Here is a 19569-nt window from a genome sequence, read left to right as displayed (position 1 = left end):
AGCGCAGATCACCTATGCGTTATCTCAAGGGCGTGGCGGGTCAACCGGTAAAGCGATTGTGAAGAGCCTCATCAACACAGGTGCGCGCCGAGTTGTCACCGGAACGACGAAGGGCGCGGCTCGCGCCGCGCCCTCCGCCTGTCCGACGCGTCTGGTTGAGGTCAGTGCGCGTGGGCGCCGGACGCCCCGATGCCCGTCTCGGAGCGCACATACTGCGCCTCGAAGGCGGCCCGCTCGCGCTGGGCCCGGCGGGACTTGTCCATGAGCGACACGACCCAGATCGTCGCGAAGGCCAACGGCATCGAGAACAAAGCCGGGTTGTCGTAGGGGAAGAGCGGGGCCGGGTTGCCCAGCGTCGTCACCCACACGGCTTTCGACAGCACCACCATGATCACCGCGGCGAGCAGGCCGACGAGGCCGCCGGCCAGCGCACCCCAGGTGGTGGTGCCGCGCCACAGGATCGACATGGCCAGCACCGGGAAGTTGCAGCTCGCCGCCACCGCGAAGGCCAGGCCCACCATGAAGGCGACGTTCTGGTTCTCGAACACGTAGCCGAGGTAGATCGCCACGATGCCGATCACCACCGCGGAGATCTTCGACAGGTTGACCTCGTGCTTCTCGGTGGTGCGCCCGCGGGCGATCACCTGGGCGTAGAGGTCGTGGCTGATCGCCGAGGCGCCGGCGAGCGTCAGGCCCGCCACCACGGCCAGGATGGTCGCGAAGGCCACGGCGGAGATGAAGCCGAGGAAGTACGGGCCGCCCACGGCGTTGGCGAGGTTCACCGCCACCATGTTGGTGCCGCCGATCATGTCCTTCAGCTTGTCGAAGGTCCCGGCCGCGCCGAGCTTGAAGTAGACCGGATCGGACATCAGCAGGGCGATGCCGCCGAAGCCGATGATGAAGGTGAGAATGTAGAAGTAGCCGATCAGGCCGGTGGCGTAGAACACCGACTTGCGCGCGGCCTGCGCGTCCGAGACCGTGAAGAACCGCATCAGGATGTGCGGCAGGCCGGCGGTGCCGAACATCAGGCCGACGCCGAGGGAGATCGCCTCCACCGGGTTCGACACGAGTCCGCCCGGCGCCATGATGGCGTCGCCCTTCGGGTGAACCTGCACGGCGTTCGCGAACAGCATCTCGGGGTTGAAGCCGTATTTTAACAGCACTGCGCCCGCCATGAAGGTCGCGCCGCCGAGGAGCAGGCAGGCCTTGATCACCTGCACCCAGGTGGTCGCCTTCATGCCGCCGAAGGCGACGTAGACGATCATCAGGACGCCGACGATGATCACCGCGTAGAGATAGGGCAGGCCGAACAGGAGCTGGATCAGCTTCCCGGCGCCGACCATCTGGGCGATCAGGTAGAACGCCACCACCACGAGGGTGCCCACCGCCGAGATGATGCGGATCGACGTCTGGTCGAGGCGGAAGCTCGCCACGTCCGCGAAGGTGAACTTGCCGAGGTTGCGCAGGCGCTCCGCGATCAGGAACAGCACGATCGGCCAGCCGACCAGGAAGCCCGTGGAATAGATCAGCCCGTCGAAGCCCGAGGTGTAGACGAGGCCGGAGATGCCGAGGAACGAGGCGGCCGACATGTAATCGCCGGCAATCGCCAGGGAGTTGGTCCCCGCCGAGATGCCGCCGCCCGCCGCGTAGAAGTCGGCGGCGGACTTCGTGCCCTTCGCGGCCTTGTAGGTGATGCCGAGCGTCAGCAGCACGAAGAACAGGAACATCAGGATGGCCGGCCAGTTCGTGACCGATTGCTGCACGGCCCCGAGATCCGGGCCGGCGGCATAGGCCGCGCTGGCGGCGATCGTGCCGAGCGTCAGGCCGAGGAGGAGCCGGTTCATCGGGCGACGCTCCGCTTGAGGGCGGCGCTCAGCGCGTCGAAGCGCGTGTTGGCCCGGGCCACGTAGACGCCGGTCAGCGCGAAAGCGAACAGGATCACGAAGACGCCCGCGAACAGCCCGAGGGAGGCGGTGCCGCCAACCTTCACGGCGAGCAGCGACTTGTCGAAGGCGATGAGCCCGATGAAGCCGAAATAGACCACCAGCATCAGGATGGTCAGCGTCCAGGCGAAGCGGGTGCGCTCATGGACGAGTTGCTGGAATTCGGGTGTCCGGACAATCCGCTCGACCTGCGGATCGACCTCCGTTCCGAGTGCGCGTGTTCCCGGGGGCGCCGTGCGCCCTCGAAGGCCGAGTGTCGTGCCGCTCATGGCTTTTCCTCCCGCGAGGGCACTCTGGCCCCCCGGTTCATCGCGTTGAAGTTCGTGGTTCTTGTTGGAGACGGGCGCCGCCCCGGCACCCGTCCCGGTCCGAACCCGCGCCGCTATGGCCGCGGCGCGGATGCGATCAGGCCCGGTTCTGCCGGTTCTCGATCAGGTCGTCGACCACGGCCGGCTCGGCCAGGGTTGAGGTGTCTCCGAGCGAGCTGAAATCGTCCTCGGCAATCTTGCGCAGGATCCGGCGCATGATCTTGCCCGAGCGGGTCTTCGGCAAACCCGGCGCGAACTGGATCAGGTCCGGAGAGGCGATCGGCCCGATATCCTTGCGGACCCAGGTCACCAGCTCCTTGCGCAGGGCGTCGTCGCCCTCCTCGCCGTCGTTGAGGGTCACGTAGGCGTAGATGCCCTGGCCCTTCACGTTGTGCGGGTAGCCCACGACCGCCGCCTCGGCGACCTTCGGGTGGGCGACCAGCGAGGATTCGACCTCTGCGGTGCCCATGCGATGGCCCGAGACGTTGATGACGTCGTCAACGCGTCCGGTGATCCAGTAATAGCCATCCGCATCGCGCCGGGCGCCGTCGCCGGTGAAGTACTTGCCCGGATAGGTCGAGAAGTAGGTCTGCTCGAACCGCTCGTGGTCGCCGTAGACCGTGCGCATCTGGCCCGGCCAGGAATCGGCGATGCAGAGATTGCCCTCGCAGGCCCCTTCCAGAACCTTGCCCTCGGCATCGACCATCTCGGGCGTCACGCCGAAGAACGGCCGGGTTGCCGAGCCGGGCTTGAGCGCGGTGGCGCCCGGCAGCGGAGTGATCAGGATGCCGCCGGTCTCGGTCTGCCACCACGTGTCGACAATCGAACAGCGCTTGTCGCCGACGACGTTGTAGTACCATTCCCAGGCTTCCGGGTTGATCGGCTCGCCGACGGAGCCGAGCACGCGCAGCGAAGCCCGCGAAGTCTTCTTCACCGGCCCCTCGCCGCCGCCCATCAGCGAGCGGATGGCGGTGGGCGCCGTGTAGAAGATGTTGACCTTGTGCTTGTCGATCACTTCCCAGAAGCGGGACGTCGACGGATAGGTCGGGATGCCCTCGAACATCAGCGTCGTCGCGCCGTTGGCGAGCGGTCCGTACACGATGTAGCTGTGGCCGGTGACCCAGCCGACATCGGCGGTGCACCAGTACACGTCGCCCTCGCGGTAATCGAAGACGTACTCATGCGTCATCGACGCGTAGACGAGGTAGCCGCCCGTGGTGTGCACCACGCCCTTCGGCTGACCGGTCGAGCCCGAGGTATACAGGATGAAGAGCGGATGCTCGGCCTCCACCGCCACGGCGGGGCACTCGTCGGTCACCTGCTCGGCGGCCTCGTCGTAATAGACGTCCCGGCCCGCCTCCATGGAGACGCTGCCGCCTGTGCGGCGCACGACGATCACGTGGTCGACGAGATCCGCGTCGAGCCGCTTGATCGCTTCGTCGACATTGGCCTTCAGCGGCACCTTGCGGCCGCCGCGCAGGCCCTCGTCGGCGGTGATCACCAGCTTGGAGCCGCACCCCTGGATGCGCGACGCCAGCGAGTCGGGGGAGAAGCCGCCGAACACGATGGCGTGGATCGCCCCGAGCCGCGCGCACGCGAGCATCGCGTAGGCGGCCTCCGGGATCATCGGCATGTAGAGCGTGACCCGATCGCCCTTGCCGACGCCGCGATTGCGCAGGACGTTGGCCATCCGGCAGACCTGCGCGTGCAGCTCCCGGTAAGTGATGTGCTTCGACTCGTCGGGATTGTCGCCTTCCCAGATGATCGCGGTCTGGTCGCCGCGGGTCTCCAGATGACGGTCGATGCAGTTATGGGCGACGTTGGTCTTGCCGTCTTCGAACCACTTGATCGAGACCTTGCCGGGCTCGAAGCTGGTGTTCTTCACGGTGGAGAACGGCGTCATCCAGTCGATGCGCTTGCCGTGCTCGGCCCAGAACGCATTCGGATCGGCGACGGACGCCGCATACATCTCTCGATACTTGGAATCGTCGACGTGAGCGCCCTCACGCCACGCGTCCTTCACCTCGATGACCTTGCCTTGCATGGCGTTCCATCCCTGATTGGTGCCCGATCGTATCGCGGTGGCGGCCGCGCAGCCAGGACTTCCAAAGTAATGTAGCCTACAATTTACGATGACGATATGATCGCGGTTTCGCGCGCGCTCAGATCAAGTCCCGTAAATAAATTGGGCACAATGTAAGAGCTGATTGAGGCTTCGATGCTGCGCTGTCAAGCGCGGGGAGCCCGGCGAACGATCACCCGCCGTCCTCTGTTTCCGCCCCCGGACGATGGCCGGTACAGGGGCGCGCTTTCGGGGACGCGTCGGCGCGCGATCGGCCAGGGACCTATCCGTTCGCCACCCGTCGCGTCGGCATGATGATTTCCACGAGCGTGCCGTCTTCCGGGCGTGCGGAGAGCTGGAGGCGGCCGCCGTTGGCCTCCACAAGGGCGCGCGGCAGTGCCAGCCCGTCCTCGACGGATTCCTTCGGGTCTTCCACCCGCGGAGCAGGCCCGGCGCCGGTACCGCGCACCCGCAGGGCAACGGCCGCCCGTTCCGCCGACCCGGTGGAAACGATGATCTGGCTTCCGGCGGCGGAGCGTCGGATCGCGTTCTCGATCACGAGGCTGGCCGCGCGGCTGACCGAGCGCTCGTCGGCTTCCAAGTCGCCGAGATCGGTGGAGAAGCTCGTCCGCATGACGACCCGGCCCCGCGCTGCCTCGCCCTGAAGGCGGGCGACGCAACCCGCCACGACGTCGTTGAGGTCGAGAGCGCGGGGTTCGAGGCGCAGCGAACCGGCCTCGACTGCGGCAAGATCCAGAAGCTTGCCGACCCGTTCCAGGATCGTCTCGCCCGACGCTTTGATCTCCGCCAGGCAGTCCCTGTAGCGCGTGTCGCCGAGGGGCCCGAAGGGCTCCTTCAGCATCGCGTTTGCCAGATCGATCATCCCGGTGACGGGGCCGCGCACGGCGCCGTCGAGCCGGCTCAAGGCCTCTCCGCCGCCCGGCACGGTTTCCGGGCGACTGGCTGCGCCCGCCTCTCCGGGCGCCGCGCGACCGGCATGGTCGAGCGTGACCACCCGTCGTCCAAGAGGCCCCGCGACGGCGAGCGACATCGGCTTGCCGGCCAGGACAATGGAGCGCCGCTCCGGGGCCGCGCCGCGCAGGGCATCGGCGATCGTCAGGACGCTCTGACGGTCGAACAGGCTGACGAAACTGCCGCCGACGACCTCGCGCGGATCGCATCCGAACAGATCGGCCGCGGCGTGGTTCAACGCGACGATGCGGCCGGCCCCGTCGACGGTGACGACCCCGATCTCCAGTGCGTCCAGGGCCGCCTCGGCACGGGCCGTCCGTTCCGTCTGGGCGGCGCGGGCGAGGCGCTCGGCGGTGAGCGCATCCGCGACATCGGCCTCATCGACCGGGCGCGCGATCAGGCACGTCGCAGCGGCGCCTGCCCAGCTGAAGGCGCCGCTCAGAAGTTCCACCGGACGCGTATGGCCCTCGACCGTCTTCACCGTGGTCCGGCGTGCCGCGTCGCCAAGCGCGTCGCCAAGCGCGTCCGAAGGCGGGAGACCCGGGAGAAGTCCGGAGAGCCCGGTGCGGGCGAGGCTCGGCAGGTCGGGATGGCCTGTCAGATCCAGAAAGCCGCGATTGGCGGCGACGATGGTGCCGTTGTGGTGGATCAGCGTCGGCAGCGGCAGACCCGTGAGAAGGTCGGCCTGCGGAGGAGCGGCCACGTCCACGGGCGGCTCGACACTGGCCCCGTCGGTTTCCGTGCTGGCCTCCTCGGAGGCCAAGGGCAGATCCGCCGGATTGGTCTGCGGCGCGGGGAACGGCATCACCGCGCCGCTCTCGGCCTTCGGCGCCCCTGATTCAGGATCGACCTCGTCGCCGGCATAGCGTGCGCCCAGCGCCCGGGCGATTTCCCGGAAGGCGGCATGCTCATCAGTCGAGAGCGGTGTTGCGATGAGATCCGGCGCAGGCGCGACCGGCCTTTCGACTTCGACGGGCTCGGGGATAGGCGACGCGGGCGCCGAAACCGAAGATTCCGGCGTCGGCGCCGCGGGCTCGGCGACGACCTTGATCGCGTTCGGCGCGCTCCGGATCAGGCCGAACCCGCCGAAGCCGGAGAACGCCGCATCACCCCGCCCCAGAGGGGCGCCGGAGAGATCGACCCGGAACGGCCCGGTGCCGGCATCGAGCACCGCCGGTTCGCCGCGGAAGGTTCGCCGGTCGCGCAGGGCCGCCAGCACGGAGTCGGCTTCGGACAGGAGGCCTGTCGCCGCCATGTCCTGCCACCGCTGCCCCACGAGGCCCGCGAGGGCCTCCGGCCCGGTGAGGGTGGTCAGGACACCCGAGGCATCGATGCGCCACAGGAAGCGGTTGTCCCGCCCCATCGCGGATGGCGTCGCCTGCGGATGCGCCGGCGGCGCGCTTGCGCTCGCCGGGGGCGCGACGGGGCGGACCGGCCGGGCGCGGGCGGTCGTCATGGGCGTGGTCGGTACCACGAGGATGGCGGGACGACCGTCCGCCTGAGTACCGCGCGCCAGCCAGCACAGTGCCGGTGGGGCGATGCGGCGGACATCCAAACGGAGGCGCGCGAGGCGGGGCGCGGCGTCCCCTGCGGTCGCGGCAACAATCTGACGGATCAAACCGACGAGCGCGGAGCCGGTCAGGGTGTCGGCCAAGGGCGCCGCCGCATCGGACGCGTACAGGATCTGCCCCGCCGACGGGTCGACCACGAAATGCACGGTGTCCCGAGCGCCGAGCGTGGCGGCCAGGGCCGGCACGCGCGCCCAGGCCGCGAAGGCAGTCGCCAGCCCGGGCTGGGCTGCACCGGCCATCGGTGTCACTGTCGTCTCCAAAGCCCGCGACCTCGAACCCTAACGCGATCCGTCACGTTCCATGGGCTCGCTTTGCCCGAGAAACGCCCGTGACCGTAGCCCTATTGTAAACTCCCTTGCGCCGCGACGCTGGACTCTGGGCGCAACCGTCACACGTTTACGTCATGGCAACCTTAACGCCATGGGCGTGGGTGGCATAAGGCGGCGAATCAGATATTGTGCACCGCACAAAGCGCCATCCACAGAGCAATCAAGAGAGGAGACGTAGAATGAGCAACCCCCCGAATTACGAAGTCCCGGCCGAGATGCGTGACTTTGCCGAGAAGAGCGTCGAGCAGGCCCGCAAGGCCTTCGACAGCTTCATCGGCGCGGCCCGCCGTACGGCCGATACCGTGCAGGGTTCGGCCGAAATGGCCCGATCCAACGCGCTGGACGTCTCCTCGCGCGGCTTCGAGTATGCCGAGCAGAACGTGAACGCGGCCTTCGATCTTGCCCAGAAGCTGGTTCGCGCCAAGGACGTTCAGGAGGCCATGCAGCACCAGGCTGAGTTCGTGCGCAGCCAGTTCGCCGCCATCCAGGCGCAGGCCAAGGAGTTCAGCGGTCTCGCGCAGAGCGCGATGCAGCAGGGCGCCGAGCGTGCCAAGTCGGCGATGCAGCAGGGGGCCGACGAGGCCCGCAAGGCCATGGAGCAGGGCCAGGACGCCGCCAAGCAGACGGCCCAGGACGCCCAGGACGCCGCCGAGCGCGCGACGCACTGAGGCCTGCACCGATCAACGGGGCTGCGACCCGTTCCCGGGCTCCGGGGGCGGGTCGTCTCGTTTTCGCCGGTATTGCCGCCGAGAGCCGGCGGGCGGACGCGTTGAGTCCGCGCCGAGCGAAGGAATCAGGGATGCGCCTTACTGTTTCGGGCCGATCCGGCCTGCGTGGTCCGTTCCGGCTCGCGATCGCCGCGCTGGCGCTCGCGGCCGCGTTGCCGGCCGGCGCGGCGCGGGCCCAATATTACGACGATCCGGGTTACGACGGCGAATACCGGCCTGTCCCCCGCCGGGCGCAGCGCGCCCCCGTCGGTTACAACTGCGATGCGGTCCAGCAGGGCATCACCGGACCGAAGCCGTTCTCGTGTCCTCTGCCCGGCCCGCGGCCCCTCGGCGTGCGCTGCTTCTGCGACATGCCGATCGCCTCGTTCAGCCCGCCGCAGACCGCTGTCGGGCGCGTCGTCCCGTAACGGAAAGGGCCGCGCACCCGGATGGGTGGCGCGGCCGGTCTCGTGGGGGCGGGGTCCGCGAGGGTGGTCCCGCCGGATCGAATTCAGTTCAGAACGACGACCTTGGCGCCGACCTTCACACGCTCGTAGAGGTCGGTGACGTCGTCATTGGTCATCCGGATGCAGCCCGACGACACCGCCTGACCGATCGTGTCCGGCTCGTTGGAGCCGTGGATGCGATACTCGGTGCTGCCGATATACATGGCACGGGCGCCGAGCGGGTTCTCGATGCCGCCGGCCATGTAGCGCGGCAGGTCGGGACGGCGGGCGATCATGGCCTTCGGGGGCGTCCACGACGGCCACTCGCGCTTGGCGGTGATCTTGTTGGTGCCGCTCCAGCTGAAGCCCGGGCGACCGACGCCGACGCCGTACCGGATCGCCTGACCATCGCCCAGAACGAAGTACAGGCGGCGCTCGGCGGTGGAGACCACGATGGTGCCGGGCGCGTAGTTCGCGTTGAACGCCACGACCTCACGGGGGATCGGCTGGACCTGCGCCTGCGGCGCCGCCTGCACGCCCTGACCATAGCCCGGGGCGTAAGTGCCCTGGTAACCGTACTGTCCCTGATCCGAGTAGTACTCGTCGGAGCCGTCCGTACCGAAGGGATCGTACGACGAAGCGGCGAGGGCTGGCGTTGCGGCAAGAACAGCCACGCCGAGGAGCGCGCCGAGTGCGGTGACCGAGGTCTTCATGAGTGGCCTGCCTGTGCGATAACCTTTGCCTTTACAAGCGTGAGCATAGGCAGGCAGTTCCACACATCCGCCATGAATTTGCTGTTGGGCGGAATACGCAGGGCCGCTCGACCGTACGGTGCGCCGCGGCTCGGGCCAGGGCCCGCGGCTTGCTCAGGTCACCTCGTCGGTGTGGATGTCGAACCGTGCGAGGTGGGCGTAGCCGAAATTGGTCGAGATCGCGCAATCGGTGGCGTCGCGGCCGCGGGCCATGACGATGCGACCGATCCGGGGCCGGTTGTGGCGGGCGTCGAACGTGTACCAGCGCGGTCCGTCGGGCCCGTGGAGGTAGACCTCGAACCACGCGGAGAAGTCCATCGGCGCCGGATCCTTCGGCACGCCGATGTCGCCCAGATAGCCGGTGGCATAGCGCGCCGGGATGTTCATGCACCGGCACAGGGCGATCGCCAGATGCGCGAAGTCCCGGCACACGCCCTCGCGCTGCATGAAGGCGTCATGCGCACTCCTCGTGGCATCGGCGCGTTGGTAGTCGAAGCGGATCCGCTCGTGCGTGTAGTCGACGATGGCCTGGACGCGCGCCCAGCCCTCCGGCGTGGTGCCGAACAGCGACCACGCCGTCTGCGAGAGCCTGTCGGTGTCGCAGTAGCGTGAGCCTAGCAGGAAGATCAGGACATCGTCGGGCAGATCTTGGACCGGGATCTGGCGGGCCTCCGGCACGACCGGATCGGGCAGCCCCGTATCGTCAACGATGAGGTCCGTCGAGATCGTCAGCTGTCCGGGCGGCGCGACGATCCGGTGGCAGATGTTGTCGAAGGCGTCGCGGTATTCGCGAGCCTGGAGCGGCGGATCGAAGCCGATTTCATGCGGGGTCGTCACGTCCGGCATCCGTGAAGGATGGACGCTGAGCATCAAAATCATCGGTGTTGGCTGCGACAGCGTGAACGCAATCTCGAAACCCGTCCTGATCTTCATCGCGGCCACCTTGCTCTGTCGCCTTCCGCGCGCACTCGCCGCGCATGCCTGTCCCGGATCCGGATGCTCACCCGTGCTCAACGCGCGAGGGGCGGCGGCAGCCCTTGCAGGCTGTGGGCCGTCGTCCCGTCGGCGGGCAATTCCACCACGTTGACATCGACGCGCATGCCGAGATCGTCGCTGCTGAGGCCGAAGAAGGAGCCGTGCAGCGGAACGGCCTGAGCGGGGTCGCGGGCCACCGCCACGCGGATCAGGTCGCGGTTGCCGACGATGCCGTTGGTCGGGTCGAACTCGACCCAGCCCGCGCCGGGCAGGTAGACCTGCAGCCACGCATGGGTGGAGCCGCCGCCCACGTGGCGGGCGCGGTCGTTCCGGGGATTGTAGAGATATCCGGAGACGAACCGGGCGGCCATGCCCAGCGCGCGCACGCCCTCCATCATCAGCACGGCGAAGTCCCGGCACGATCCGAGCTTCGTGCGCAGCGTCGTCAGCGGATCCTGCACGCCCTTCTCGGCACGGGCCAGATAGGTGAAGTTCGCGCGTACGCTGCGCGTCATGGCGGCCAGCAATTCCTGCGTGGGGATGCGTCCCTGAGGCGGCAGGAAGCTTCGCGCCCAGGCATCGACCTCGTGGCGCGGGTCGGGCCATTGCCGCTCGATCGAGCGGGCGAGATCCGGCATGTCCTCGGCACCGTAGCCGAACGGATAGTGCGTCGCGTGCGGTGCGAGCGGGAACACCGGCGCGTGTTCCGGCGTGTGGTCGAGGGTGATGCCGCAATCGAAGGTCAGGACTTCGGCGCGGATGTCGAAGGTCGTGACGGCCACACAATTTCCGAACACGTCGAACAGCCAGCGCTGGGAGGCCGGTTCGGGCGTGATGTCGAGGGTCGCCGCGATCAACCGCTGATCGTAGCTGTCGCGCGGCCGGAACATGATGCGGTGCTCACCGAAGGCGACCGGCCGTCGATACCGGTAAGTCGTGCGGTGGCGGACAGACAGGATCGGCAACGTCACAGTCTCCCGGCTCGTGCCGACACGACCGGCGGTCATGCAAGGGCCGGGCCTTCCCGGTCCGCATCGTGCAGCGACGATACGGGTCCGACGGCCCGCACAGATCCGGGCTCACGACCCGTCCGGATTCCCGGCCCTGCCGTCAGGCGCGGATGACGCGTCCGGGCTCTGCCGGATGGTTCGAGAGCGACGATGAACGGGCTCGGGGGAGGCCGCCGGCTCTCAAACGACCGGAGGAGCCGGATCGGAAGTGGCGCGCTCGGCTTCGACCAGCACGTCCAGGGGGCGCCAGGGCTTGGCGATGAACACGGCTTCGGGCGGCATCTCCGGCCGCGGCAGGCCATGCCCGGAGGTGATCACCAGCCGGGCCCGCGGCCACAAGGTCGCCACCGCGCGGGCGAGCTGGAGGCCGTCCATATGGCCGGCCAGCCGGACATCGGCGAAGACCAGGGCGACGTCGCCGCCGCGTGCCTGAAGGACCGACAGCGCAGCCTCGGCGCTGTCGCAGCCGACCACGTCGAGTTCCGTCTCTTCGAGCAGGGTCTCGGCCAAGGCCCGAATCGCGGGATCGTCCTCGACGACGAGGGCGACGCGCCGCGGATCGGTCTCGGCCGCCACGGCGACCGGCCCGGCTGCGGCGACCCTGTCGTCCTCGGTCTGCCGGACGCGGCGCACCAGGGCGGCGAGGTGCTCCGGCATGCCCTCGGACACCAGATCATCGTAGAACGACGCCAGTGTCTGACCGATCTGGTCGAGAGGAATACCTGGCGACAGCGTATCATTGAGCGGCAGGGGCGCGCTCGTTCCGTGCTTTTTCAAGGACTTCCCCCGAAGTCGAACGTCGTGCCGCTCAAGGAGGCGGCGCTTGAGGAGGAAAGTCGGCAATCCGCCCCTGGTTGCGCGCGACGTTGGGAATCCCGCATCGCACCCGCCGCCCGTTACGGCGTGGCGAGGCCCAGGTCGGCGTCGGCGTAAGCCATGATCCCGGACACTTCGCGGACGTTCTGATAGCGCGTGCCGCGGGTGCTCATCATCGCCTCGAACTTCTCATGGACCTGTGCCACCGACAGGCTCATCGGCTTGCGGTGACGTCCGCGCCCGACGAAGCGCCCGGCGGCGAAGAAGATCGAGCGGTTGGCCCGGGCCGGGCCCGGGAGCAGGGCCGCCGCGGCGGCGGCCGGCTTGTTCACGACGTTGGCGAGGAATTCCCCGGCATCGTCCGGCCCGAGGAAGTGGGCGAGGTAGACCTCGCCGAGGGTCAGCTCGCGGCCGATGCGCAGGGCGATGCGGGCGGCGTCGCGCTTCAGCATCTCGCCGGCCATCAGGGCCGACAGGTACGGGTCGCGGCGCAGCTCCAGCACACGGGCGCGTTCCGCCTGATCGGCGATCACCGGCCGGTCGTTGGCGTCGGACGTGATCGACGCGGCCTCCTTCTCCAGCCCGTATTTGGGCCCGAAGTCGCGGACCACACCGAGCCAGGTCCGCTCAATGAACTGGAAGAGGCCCGTCGCCGAGGAAGTCTTGGCCTGAACGGCCGTGACGAAGCTCGACTCCTTGTCGGCAACTGCCATCAGCAGCACCGGATCGGTCTGAACGGCCTGGGCCGCCCGCACGATCGTCTGCACCAAGTGGCGCCGGATCTTCATCGGGCCGAATTCGAGAATGTCGTTGGGGTCGCCCGCGGCGCTCTCGGAGAGAAGGAAGTCGTACGACACGCGGTCGACCGTGTTGGAGCCGAGATCGGTGTCGAGATCGTGCACGGGGGCGAAACTGGAGGCGGCGCGGAGCGGCGTCTGGTCGAGCTCGGTAGTGAGGGCGACTGTGTGGATGCGCGGGCGCGGCATCGGGAGTTCGGTAGCGGCTTCCGCCGTGGACACGGCCGGCGACAGGCCAACCTTGGCGAGATCCACGCCCGATCCGATCAGCGCGGCGCTGAGGCCGCCGGCGATCATCGACACGGTGAGCAGCGAGCGGAACAGCGCGGGGCGGCTGCCATGGGCACGGCCCAGCATGGGCTGTGCGGCGATCACGTCGGCGCGGTTCGAGCCGAAATGGCTCTGCTTGCCGGTGATGGTCCTCGGCGATCCGACCGTGCGGCCCTGCATCGTTATCCCGACTCTCCACACGCCGTTGTGGCGCTACGGACTCACCATCGCTTGACAGATGTGGCGACAACACGGCCGTGCTTGTGGCCGAGTTGCGGCGTCCCGGGGAGATTTCGGGGCAGGCCGCCCGTGACTCGCGCGGCATCCCTCCTTAAGAGGGCGCCATGCGGGCGCCGGGCGGATGACGCGCGGCCGCCCTTTCCCGTCCGTCCTGCCAGAGTCAGCCCCGATGAGCGGCGTCAACGAGATCCGGTCGACCTTCCTCGACTACTTCGCCAAGGCGGGACACGAGGTCGTGCCCTCCTCGAGCCTCGTGCCGAAGAACGATCCGACGCTCATGTTCACGAACGCCGGCATGGTGCAGTTCAAGAACGTCTTCACGGGGATGGAGAAGCGCGCCTACGACCGGGCGACGACGGCGCAGAAATGCGTGCGGGCCGGCGGCAAGCACAACGACCTCGACAATGTCGGGTACACGGCCCGTCACCACACCTTCTTCGAGATGCTCGGCAACTTCTCGTTTGGCGACTACTTCAAGGACCGGGCGATCGAGCTGGCCTGGACCCTGATCACGAAGGAATTCGGCCTCAAGTCCGACAGGCTCCTCGTCACCGTCTACGCCGACGACGACGAGGCCGCCGGCCTGTGGAAGAAGATCGCCGGCTTCCCGGACGAGAAGATCATCCGGATCGGGACCTCCGACAATTTCTGGCAGATGGGCGATACCGGCCCCTGCGGTCCCTGCTCGGAGATCTTCATCGACCAGGGGCCGGCGCTGCAGGGCGGGCCGCCCGGCTCTCCGGACGAGGACGGCGACCGGTTCCTGGAGTTCTGGAACCTCGTGTTCATGCAGTACGAGCAGCTGGAGCCGGGCGTCCGCAACCCGCTGCCGCGGCCGTCGATCGACACCGGCATGGGCCTGGAGCGCATGGCGGCGATCCTCCAGGGCGTCCACTCGAACTACGACACCGACCTGTTCCGCGCCCTCATCGACGCCGTGGCCCACGCCGTGTCGCGGGCGCCGGAGCCGGCGACGCTCGCATCCTACCGGGTGATCGCCGACCACCTGCGGGCGGCCTCCTTCCTGGTGGCCGACGGCGTGCTGCCCGGTAACGAAGGGCGCGGCTACGTGCTGCGCCGGATCATGCGCCGCGCCATGCGCCACGCCGAGATCCTGGGCGCCCGCGAGCCCACCATGTTCCGCCTCGTCCCGACGCTGGTGCGCGAGATGGGCCAAGCCTATCCGGAGTTGATGCGGGCCGAGAGCCTGATCGCCGAGACCCTGAAGCTGGAGGAGACCCGCTTCCGCCGCACCCTCGAGCGGGGCCTGTCGATCCTCGACGCCGAGAGCCGCGATCTCAAGCAGGGCGACAAGCTCTCCGGCGAGACCGCGTTCACCCTTTACGATACCTACGGCTTCCCCCTCGACCTGACGCAGGACGCCCTGAAGGCCCGTGGCATCGGCGTCGATACCGACGCCTTCTCGGCGGCGATGCAGCGTCAGAAGCAGGCGGCCCGCGAGGCCTGGAAGGGCTCGGGCGAGGCGGCCACCGAGACGGTGTGGTTCGGCCTGCGCGAGCGCGTCGGTGCCACCGAGTTCCTGGGCTATGAGACCGAGACGGCCGAGGGCATCGTCACGGCGCTGCTGCGCGACGGCGCCGAGGTACAGAGCCTCGACGCCGGCCAGACCGGCCTCGTCCTCGTCAACCAGACGCCGTTCTACGGGGAATCGGGCGGCCAGGTCGGCGATACCGGCCTGATCCTGGCGCCGGGCGTGCGGGTGCGGGTGACCGACACCCAGAAGAAGCTCGGCGACCTCTTCGTCCACCACGTGACCGTGGAGGAGGGAAGCTTGGGCCTCGACCAGCCGGTGGAGCTCAAGGTCGACCATGTCCGCCGCAAGGCGATCCGGGCCAACCACTCGGCGACCCATCTGCTGCATGAGGCTCTGCGGCAGGTGCTGGGCGATCACGTCGCGCAGAAGGGCTCGCTCGTGAGCCCCGATCGTCTGCGTTTCGACATCAGCCACCCGAAGCCCATCGAGGCGGATGAACTCGTTCGGGTGGAGGACATCGCCAACGCCGTGCTGCTGCAGAACGCGCCTGTCGTGACCAAGCTGATGGCCGTGGACGACGCCATCGCGTCGGGCGCCAGGGCGCTGTTCGGCGAGAAGTACGGCGACGAGGTGCGGGTGGTCTCGATGGGGATGCCCATCGGCGACGAGGAGGCCGCGCAGGGCCGGCCGAAGACCTTCTCGGTCGAACTGTGCGGCGGCACCCACGCCGGGCGCACCGGCGACATCGGAGCGATCACCATCGTGGGCGAGAGCGCGGTGGGGGCCGGCGTGCGCCGGATCGAGGCTCTTACGGCCGACGCGGCGCGTCATCATCGGGCCGAGGAGGCCCGGACCCTGGCGGCGCTGGCCGGCATTCTCAAGGCTCCGGTCTCCGAGGCGCCCGATCGTCTGACGTCACTGGTGGAGGATCGGCGGCGCCTTGAGCGCGAACTGGCCGAGACCCGCCGGAAGCTCGCCATGGGCGGCGAGGGTGGTCCGGGCTCGGGCGCTCAGCAAACTGAGATCGGCGGCGTGGCCTTCCGCCGTTCGGTGGTGGAAGGGCTCGACATGCGCGACCTCAAGCCGATCGTCGATGAGGAGAAGAAGCGTCTGGGCTCCGGCATCGTGGCGGTGGTCGGCGTCGCGCCGGACGGCAAGGCGGGTCTGGTCGTTGGCGTCACCGACGACCTGACCGGTCGCTACGATGCCGTCGGGCTCGTGCGGGCTGGAGCGGGCGCGCTCGGCGGCAAGGGAGGCGGCGGCCGGCGCGACATGGCGCAGGCCGGCGGGCCGAACGGAGCCGGAGCCGAGGCCGCCCTTGACGCCATCGCGCAGGCTCTCACCGAAGCGGCCTGAGACGCGCCCGCAAGGAACCGCGCCGTCTCCGGTGCGGCCGTGGAGGCGAGCGGCGGGATGGTCGGGGTCCCGCCCTCGGCGGCTTACGTGTTTCCGCCGACGCCGCCGCCCTGCGGTGTCGCCCGCGACGGGGGATTGGCGTTGCCCGCTGCGGCCAGATCGGTCGCCATCCTGTCGCCCAGACGATTGGTCGGGCAGTAGGTCCCGGTCGCGGCGTTACCGGTAGCGTCGCTCTGCTTACTCACAACGCCCGAGGCGCGGGCGCGACTGTGCCTGGACTGGGTCCGGCGCGAGGGCGGGCAGGCCAACGAGGCGGGCGAGGAGGGGCTGGGTCACGAAGCCCCCGTTTCGGTTTCTGACCCACGCGACCTCAGCGGCGCAGACCCGATCCTGCATCGTTGCAGCGCCGGCGCCGGCCTGCGGGGGCCTCGGTTATTTGACGCGCGTCCAGGTCTGCTGCTTGCAGAATACGCTCATCACGCAACCTGAGACTTCGAGCGTATCCGGGCCCGTGAGCTTCAGCGAACCGGAATAGGTCTTGCCGTCGTTCGGATTGTAGAGGGAACCCGAGTAGCCGCCGCCTTGGGGTTGACGCGCGTCGAGGATCTGAACGCCCACGACGCTGCGACCGCGCAAGGCCGGATCCGGGTTCTTCGCGTCGAGTCCCTTCCCCGGTGCGCTGACAATCGTCCCGCAGAAGCCGCTCCCGCAGGGCGTGATCCGAACGCGGGAGCTGCCGGTCTCCGTGAGCCAGAAGCCAGCCGGGTCGGCCGCCAGAACCGGACCGCACGCCGTGCCCATCGCGAGCAGTGTCAGAATCGAGCGACGAAGCCTCGAACCCATCCCTGGTCCTCTCCTGTCCAGAATGCGGATGGGTACTTAGCGCGATGCTCGGGGCAGCGCACTGCCCAGATAAGTCTCGACCACCTCGCAGAACGGCTCGCCGGCGGCAGTCGAGAGCACGGCATCGATCTCGAAGAGCGGATCGTCGGGGCCCGGATCCGTGCGCTGGTCCGGCGCGCGAACCGCGACGGTGTCGCGAACCGGGGCGAGGGGCCGCACGACCCGGCCGAAGGGCGTCCGCGTGCTGTCCAGCGTCGCGTTCATCTCCGGCGTGAGGCGTGCGGGCACATACCAATTGTCCGCTTCCGACAGGACGCGGTCGCCGCAGGCGAGGCGGACCCGGCGATAGCGCACGGGCTCGTCCGGCCCGATCGCCAGCCGCGCCCGCTGCACCGCCGTCAGAGGCTTGTCTGCCACCGGTATCCGCTCGGCGACGAGGTGAGGATCCCCCGCAAGCTTGTGGTCGGCACACCAGCTCTCGAGGGCGAAGGTCGCGCTGTGAGCCGCGAGAATGCGGCTCCGCAGCGAGGCGATGAGCGCCTGCGGGCTTTCAGCCGGCGCCGGCGCGGCGGCAGGACCGGACACGGACGCCCCATCGCGCGCAGAACTTGGCGACCCGGTCATCGGGACAAGCGCCGCCAGAGCCACGCGCAGCGCCCACCGGCGGAATGCGGGCTGCCGGGTTCGATGGCCGTCGCGCGTCGATCGATCCCGTGCCAAGTATGGCGAAATACAGAGGGCATGGCGGAAAGACTTTCCGGTGTGCCACAGCATCTCGAGCCATGTCCTCCCAGTCGAAATACCAGGTCTTCGCCGATCGCCGCGGCGTCGAGGCCCGGCAGAACGTGCTGACCGGGCTATTTCCTGGCCGAGTCGGCGACGCGGGCCAAGATCTATACAAGACGCGTCCATCCGTCGAGCTGCCCGCCGCCTGGCGGACCCGTCCCCTGGCGAAGATGACCCTACCGGCGCCCGACCGGCGGCAGGTCGGTGCAGAGCCCGAGGCCGGCTTCGGCCGCGAGGCCGATCGTCTCGCCGAGGGTCGGATGGGGATGGATGGTCCGGGCGATGTCGGTGGCATCGGCGCCCATCTCGATTCCCAGCGCGACCTCGCCGATCATGTCGCCCGCGCTCGGGCCGACGATGGCGCCGCCGACAACGCGCTTGGTCTGCGCATCGAACAGCAGCTTCGTCAGACCGTAATCGGCGCCGTTGGCGATGGCCCGGCCCGAGGCCGCCCAGGGGAAGCGGGCGACCTCCACGGCCCGCCCCGAGGCCTTGGCCGCCGTTTCCGTCAGGCCCACCCAGGCGATCTCGGGATCGGTGTAGGCCACCGAGGGGATCACGGCGGCATCGAAGCCGGCCTTGTGGCCGGCGGCCACCTCGGCGGCCACGTGCCCCTGGTGGACGGCCTTGTGGGCGAGCATTGGCTGCCCGACGAGATCACCGATGGCGAGAATATGCGGCACGTTGGTCCGCATCTGCGCGTCCACGGGCACGAAGCCGCCATCCAGCACCACGCCGGCGGCGTCGAGGCCCAGGTTCGCGCCGTTCGGACGACGCCCCGCGGCCTGGAGCACGAGGTCGTAGGTCTGCGGCTCGGCCTCGCCAGCGATAGATACGGCGATGCCCTCCGGTGTCGCCTCTGCCGCCATCACCTCCGTACCCGTGCGGATCCGGTCGAAGCGGTGCGCGTTCCGCTTCGTCCAGACCGCCACGAGATCTCGGTCGACGCCCTCCAGCAGGTTCGGCAGGCGTTCGACCACGTCGACCCGGGCGCCCAGTGCGCTGTAGACGGTCGCCATCTCCAGGCCGATGATGCCACCGCCGATCACCAGCAACCGGCGCGGCACAAAGGGCAGCTCCAGCGCCCCCGTGGAATCCACGATGCGGGGATCGTCCGGCAGCATCGCCAGGGCCACCGGCGACGAGCCCGCGGCCACGATGGCGCTGGCGAAGGTGACGTCGCGCGTGTCGCCACCATGCAGCGCCACCGAGACCGCGCTCGGGCCCGTGAAGCGTGCGGTCCCGCGGATCACCTCGACCTTGCGCTGGCGCGCCATCTGGGCGAGCCCGTCGGTGAGGCGCCGGACGGTGCCGGCCTTGAAGCTCCGGAGCTTTTCCAGGTCGACCGTCGGTGCGCCGAAGCTGATCCCGTGCGCGGCCAGCCGGACGGCCTCCTCGGTCACCGCAGCCACGTGGAGCAGCGCCTTCGAGGGAATGCAGCCCACGTTGAGGCAGACGCCGCCGAGGGTCGCGTCACGCTCCACCAGGATCACCCGCTGCCCGAGATCGGCGGCCCGGAAGGCGGCCGAGTAGCCGCCCGGTCCGCCGCCGATCACCAGGAGGTCGCAGCCCGCCTCCGCCTGCCGCTTCGGTGGCGGCGCGGCGGGGGCCGGCACAGGTGCCGGCTCGGTGCGCACCTCGGGCGCCTCCACCGTGAGGCGGGCGACGAGAGTGCCAGCCGAGACCCTGTCTCCGAGGCCGACCAGCATCTCCACGAGGCGGCCCGCCGCCGGGGAGGGGATGTCCAGCGTCGCCTTGTCGGATTCGACCACCAGCAGGGTCTGGTCCTTGGCGACCGGCTGGCCGGGCGCCACCGGGATCTCGATGACGGGCACGTCGGCGTAATCCCCGAGATCGGGGACGCGGATATCGAGGGTCTCGGGCATGGCGG

At 69.1% G+C, this 19569-nt stretch carries 15 protein-coding genes; 3 read left to right on the top strand and 12 right to left on the bottom strand.

Annotated features, from left to right (window positions below):
• Positions 1-161: 161 nt before the first annotated feature.
• The 4 genes from GGQ91_RS00280 to GGQ91_RS00265 form a co-directional block, all read right to left on the bottom strand.
• On the bottom strand, positions 162-1844 hold the full coding sequence (locus tag GGQ91_RS00280) for a cation acetate symporter (RefSeq protein ID WP_043353743.1): 1683 nt from the start codon (positions 1842-1844) through the stop codon (positions 162-164).
• Positions 1841-2212 (bottom strand): DUF485 domain-containing protein, encoded by a 372-nt coding sequence (locus GGQ91_RS00275; protein WP_043353744.1) that lies wholly within the window; start codon positions 2210-2212, stop codon positions 1841-1843. The genes GGQ91_RS00280 and GGQ91_RS00275 overlap by 4 nt, the downstream gene beginning before the upstream one ends.
• Before the next feature lie 136 nt (positions 2213-2348).
• Complete coding sequence (acs, locus tag GGQ91_RS00270) at positions 2349-4295, bottom strand: acetate--CoA ligase (protein ID WP_053608884.1); 1947 nt, start codon at positions 4293-4295, stop codon at positions 2349-2351.
• Positions 4296-4596: 301 nt separating this feature from the next.
• Complete coding sequence (locus GGQ91_RS00265; protein WP_246410524.1) at positions 4597-7095, bottom strand: PAS domain-containing sensor histidine kinase; 2499 nt, start codon at positions 7093-7095, stop codon at positions 4597-4599.
• Between the two features lie 269 nt (positions 7096-7364).
• On the opposite strand from GGQ91_RS00265, the gene GGQ91_RS00260 reads away from it, so the two are divergent.
• Positions 7365-7853, top strand: a complete 489-nt coding sequence (locus GGQ91_RS00260; protein WP_043353754.1) for a phasin — start codon at positions 7365-7367, stop codon at positions 7851-7853.
• Between the two features lie 131 nt (positions 7854-7984).
• Positions 7985-8320 (top strand): hypothetical protein, encoded by a 336-nt coding sequence (locus tag GGQ91_RS00255; RefSeq protein ID WP_051044905.1) that lies wholly within the window; start codon positions 7985-7987, stop codon positions 8318-8320.
• Positions 8321-8403: 83 nt separating this feature from the next.
• Here GGQ91_RS00255 and GGQ91_RS00250 read toward each other — a convergent pair whose 3' ends face one another.
• The 5 genes from GGQ91_RS00250 to GGQ91_RS00230 all read right to left on the bottom strand — a co-directional run bounded on the left by GGQ91_RS00250 (position 8404) and on the right by GGQ91_RS00230 (position 13138).
• Complete coding sequence (locus GGQ91_RS00250; RefSeq protein WP_043760497.1) at positions 8404-9051, bottom strand: L,D-transpeptidase; 648 nt, start codon at positions 9049-9051, stop codon at positions 8404-8406.
• A 153-nt stretch (positions 9052-9204) separates the two neighbouring features.
• Positions 9205-10023 carry a transglutaminase-like domain-containing protein gene (locus GGQ91_RS00245; protein ID WP_043760498.1) on the bottom strand — a complete coding sequence of 273 codons (819 nt, stop codon included), beginning with the start codon at positions 10021-10023 and terminating at the stop codon, positions 9205-9207.
• 77 nt (positions 10024-10100) lie between these two features.
• On the bottom strand, positions 10101-11030 hold the full coding sequence (locus tag GGQ91_RS00240; protein ID WP_053608907.1) for a transglutaminase family protein: 930 nt from the start codon (positions 11028-11030) through the stop codon (positions 10101-10103).
• A gap of 225 nt (positions 11031-11255) precedes the next feature.
• Complete coding sequence (locus GGQ91_RS00235; RefSeq protein ID WP_043353767.1) at positions 11256-11795, bottom strand: response regulator; 540 nt, start codon at positions 11793-11795, stop codon at positions 11256-11258.
• Positions 11796-11971: 176 nt separating this feature from the next.
• Entirely contained in the window at positions 11972-13138 is a 1167-nt protein-coding gene (locus tag GGQ91_RS00230) for a transglycosylase SLT domain-containing protein (protein ID WP_182591127.1), read from the bottom strand.
• Between the two features lie 229 nt (positions 13139-13367).
• Here GGQ91_RS00230 and alaS point away from each other — a divergent pair, with 229 nt between their 5' ends.
• A complete protein-coding gene (gene alaS / locus GGQ91_RS00225; RefSeq protein WP_182591126.1) occupies positions 13368-16049 on the top strand; it encodes an alanine--tRNA ligase in 2682 nt (893 codons plus the stop codon).
• 432 nt (positions 16050-16481) lie between these two features.
• On the opposite strand, the gene GGQ91_RS00220 is transcribed toward alaS, so the two are convergent.
• The 3 genes from GGQ91_RS00220 to lpdA form a co-directional block, all read right to left on the bottom strand.
• On the bottom strand, positions 16482-16892 hold the full coding sequence (locus tag GGQ91_RS00220; protein WP_043353773.1) for a DUF2147 domain-containing protein: 411 nt from the start codon (positions 16890-16892) through the stop codon (positions 16482-16484).
• 36 nt (positions 16893-16928) lie between these two features.
• Positions 16929-17516: a hypothetical protein gene (locus GGQ91_RS00215; RefSeq protein WP_043381805.1), complete on the bottom strand. Its 588-nt coding sequence runs from the start codon at positions 17514-17516 to the stop codon at positions 16929-16931.
• Positions 17517-17854: 338 nt separating this feature from the next.
• Complete coding sequence (lpdA, locus tag GGQ91_RS00210; protein ID WP_182591124.1) at positions 17855-19564, bottom strand: dihydrolipoyl dehydrogenase; 1710 nt, start codon at positions 19562-19564, stop codon at positions 17855-17857.
• Positions 19565-19569: the final 5 nt, after the last annotated feature.

Origin of the sequence: Methylobacterium fujisawaense (assembly GCF_014138435.1) — a bacterium.
GTDB lineage: Bacteria > Pseudomonadota > Alphaproteobacteria > Rhizobiales > Beijerinckiaceae > Methylobacterium > Methylobacterium fujisawaense.
The sequence above is the reverse complement of the archived record's forward strand: the minus strand, read 5'-3'. Positions and strand labels throughout refer to the sequence as shown.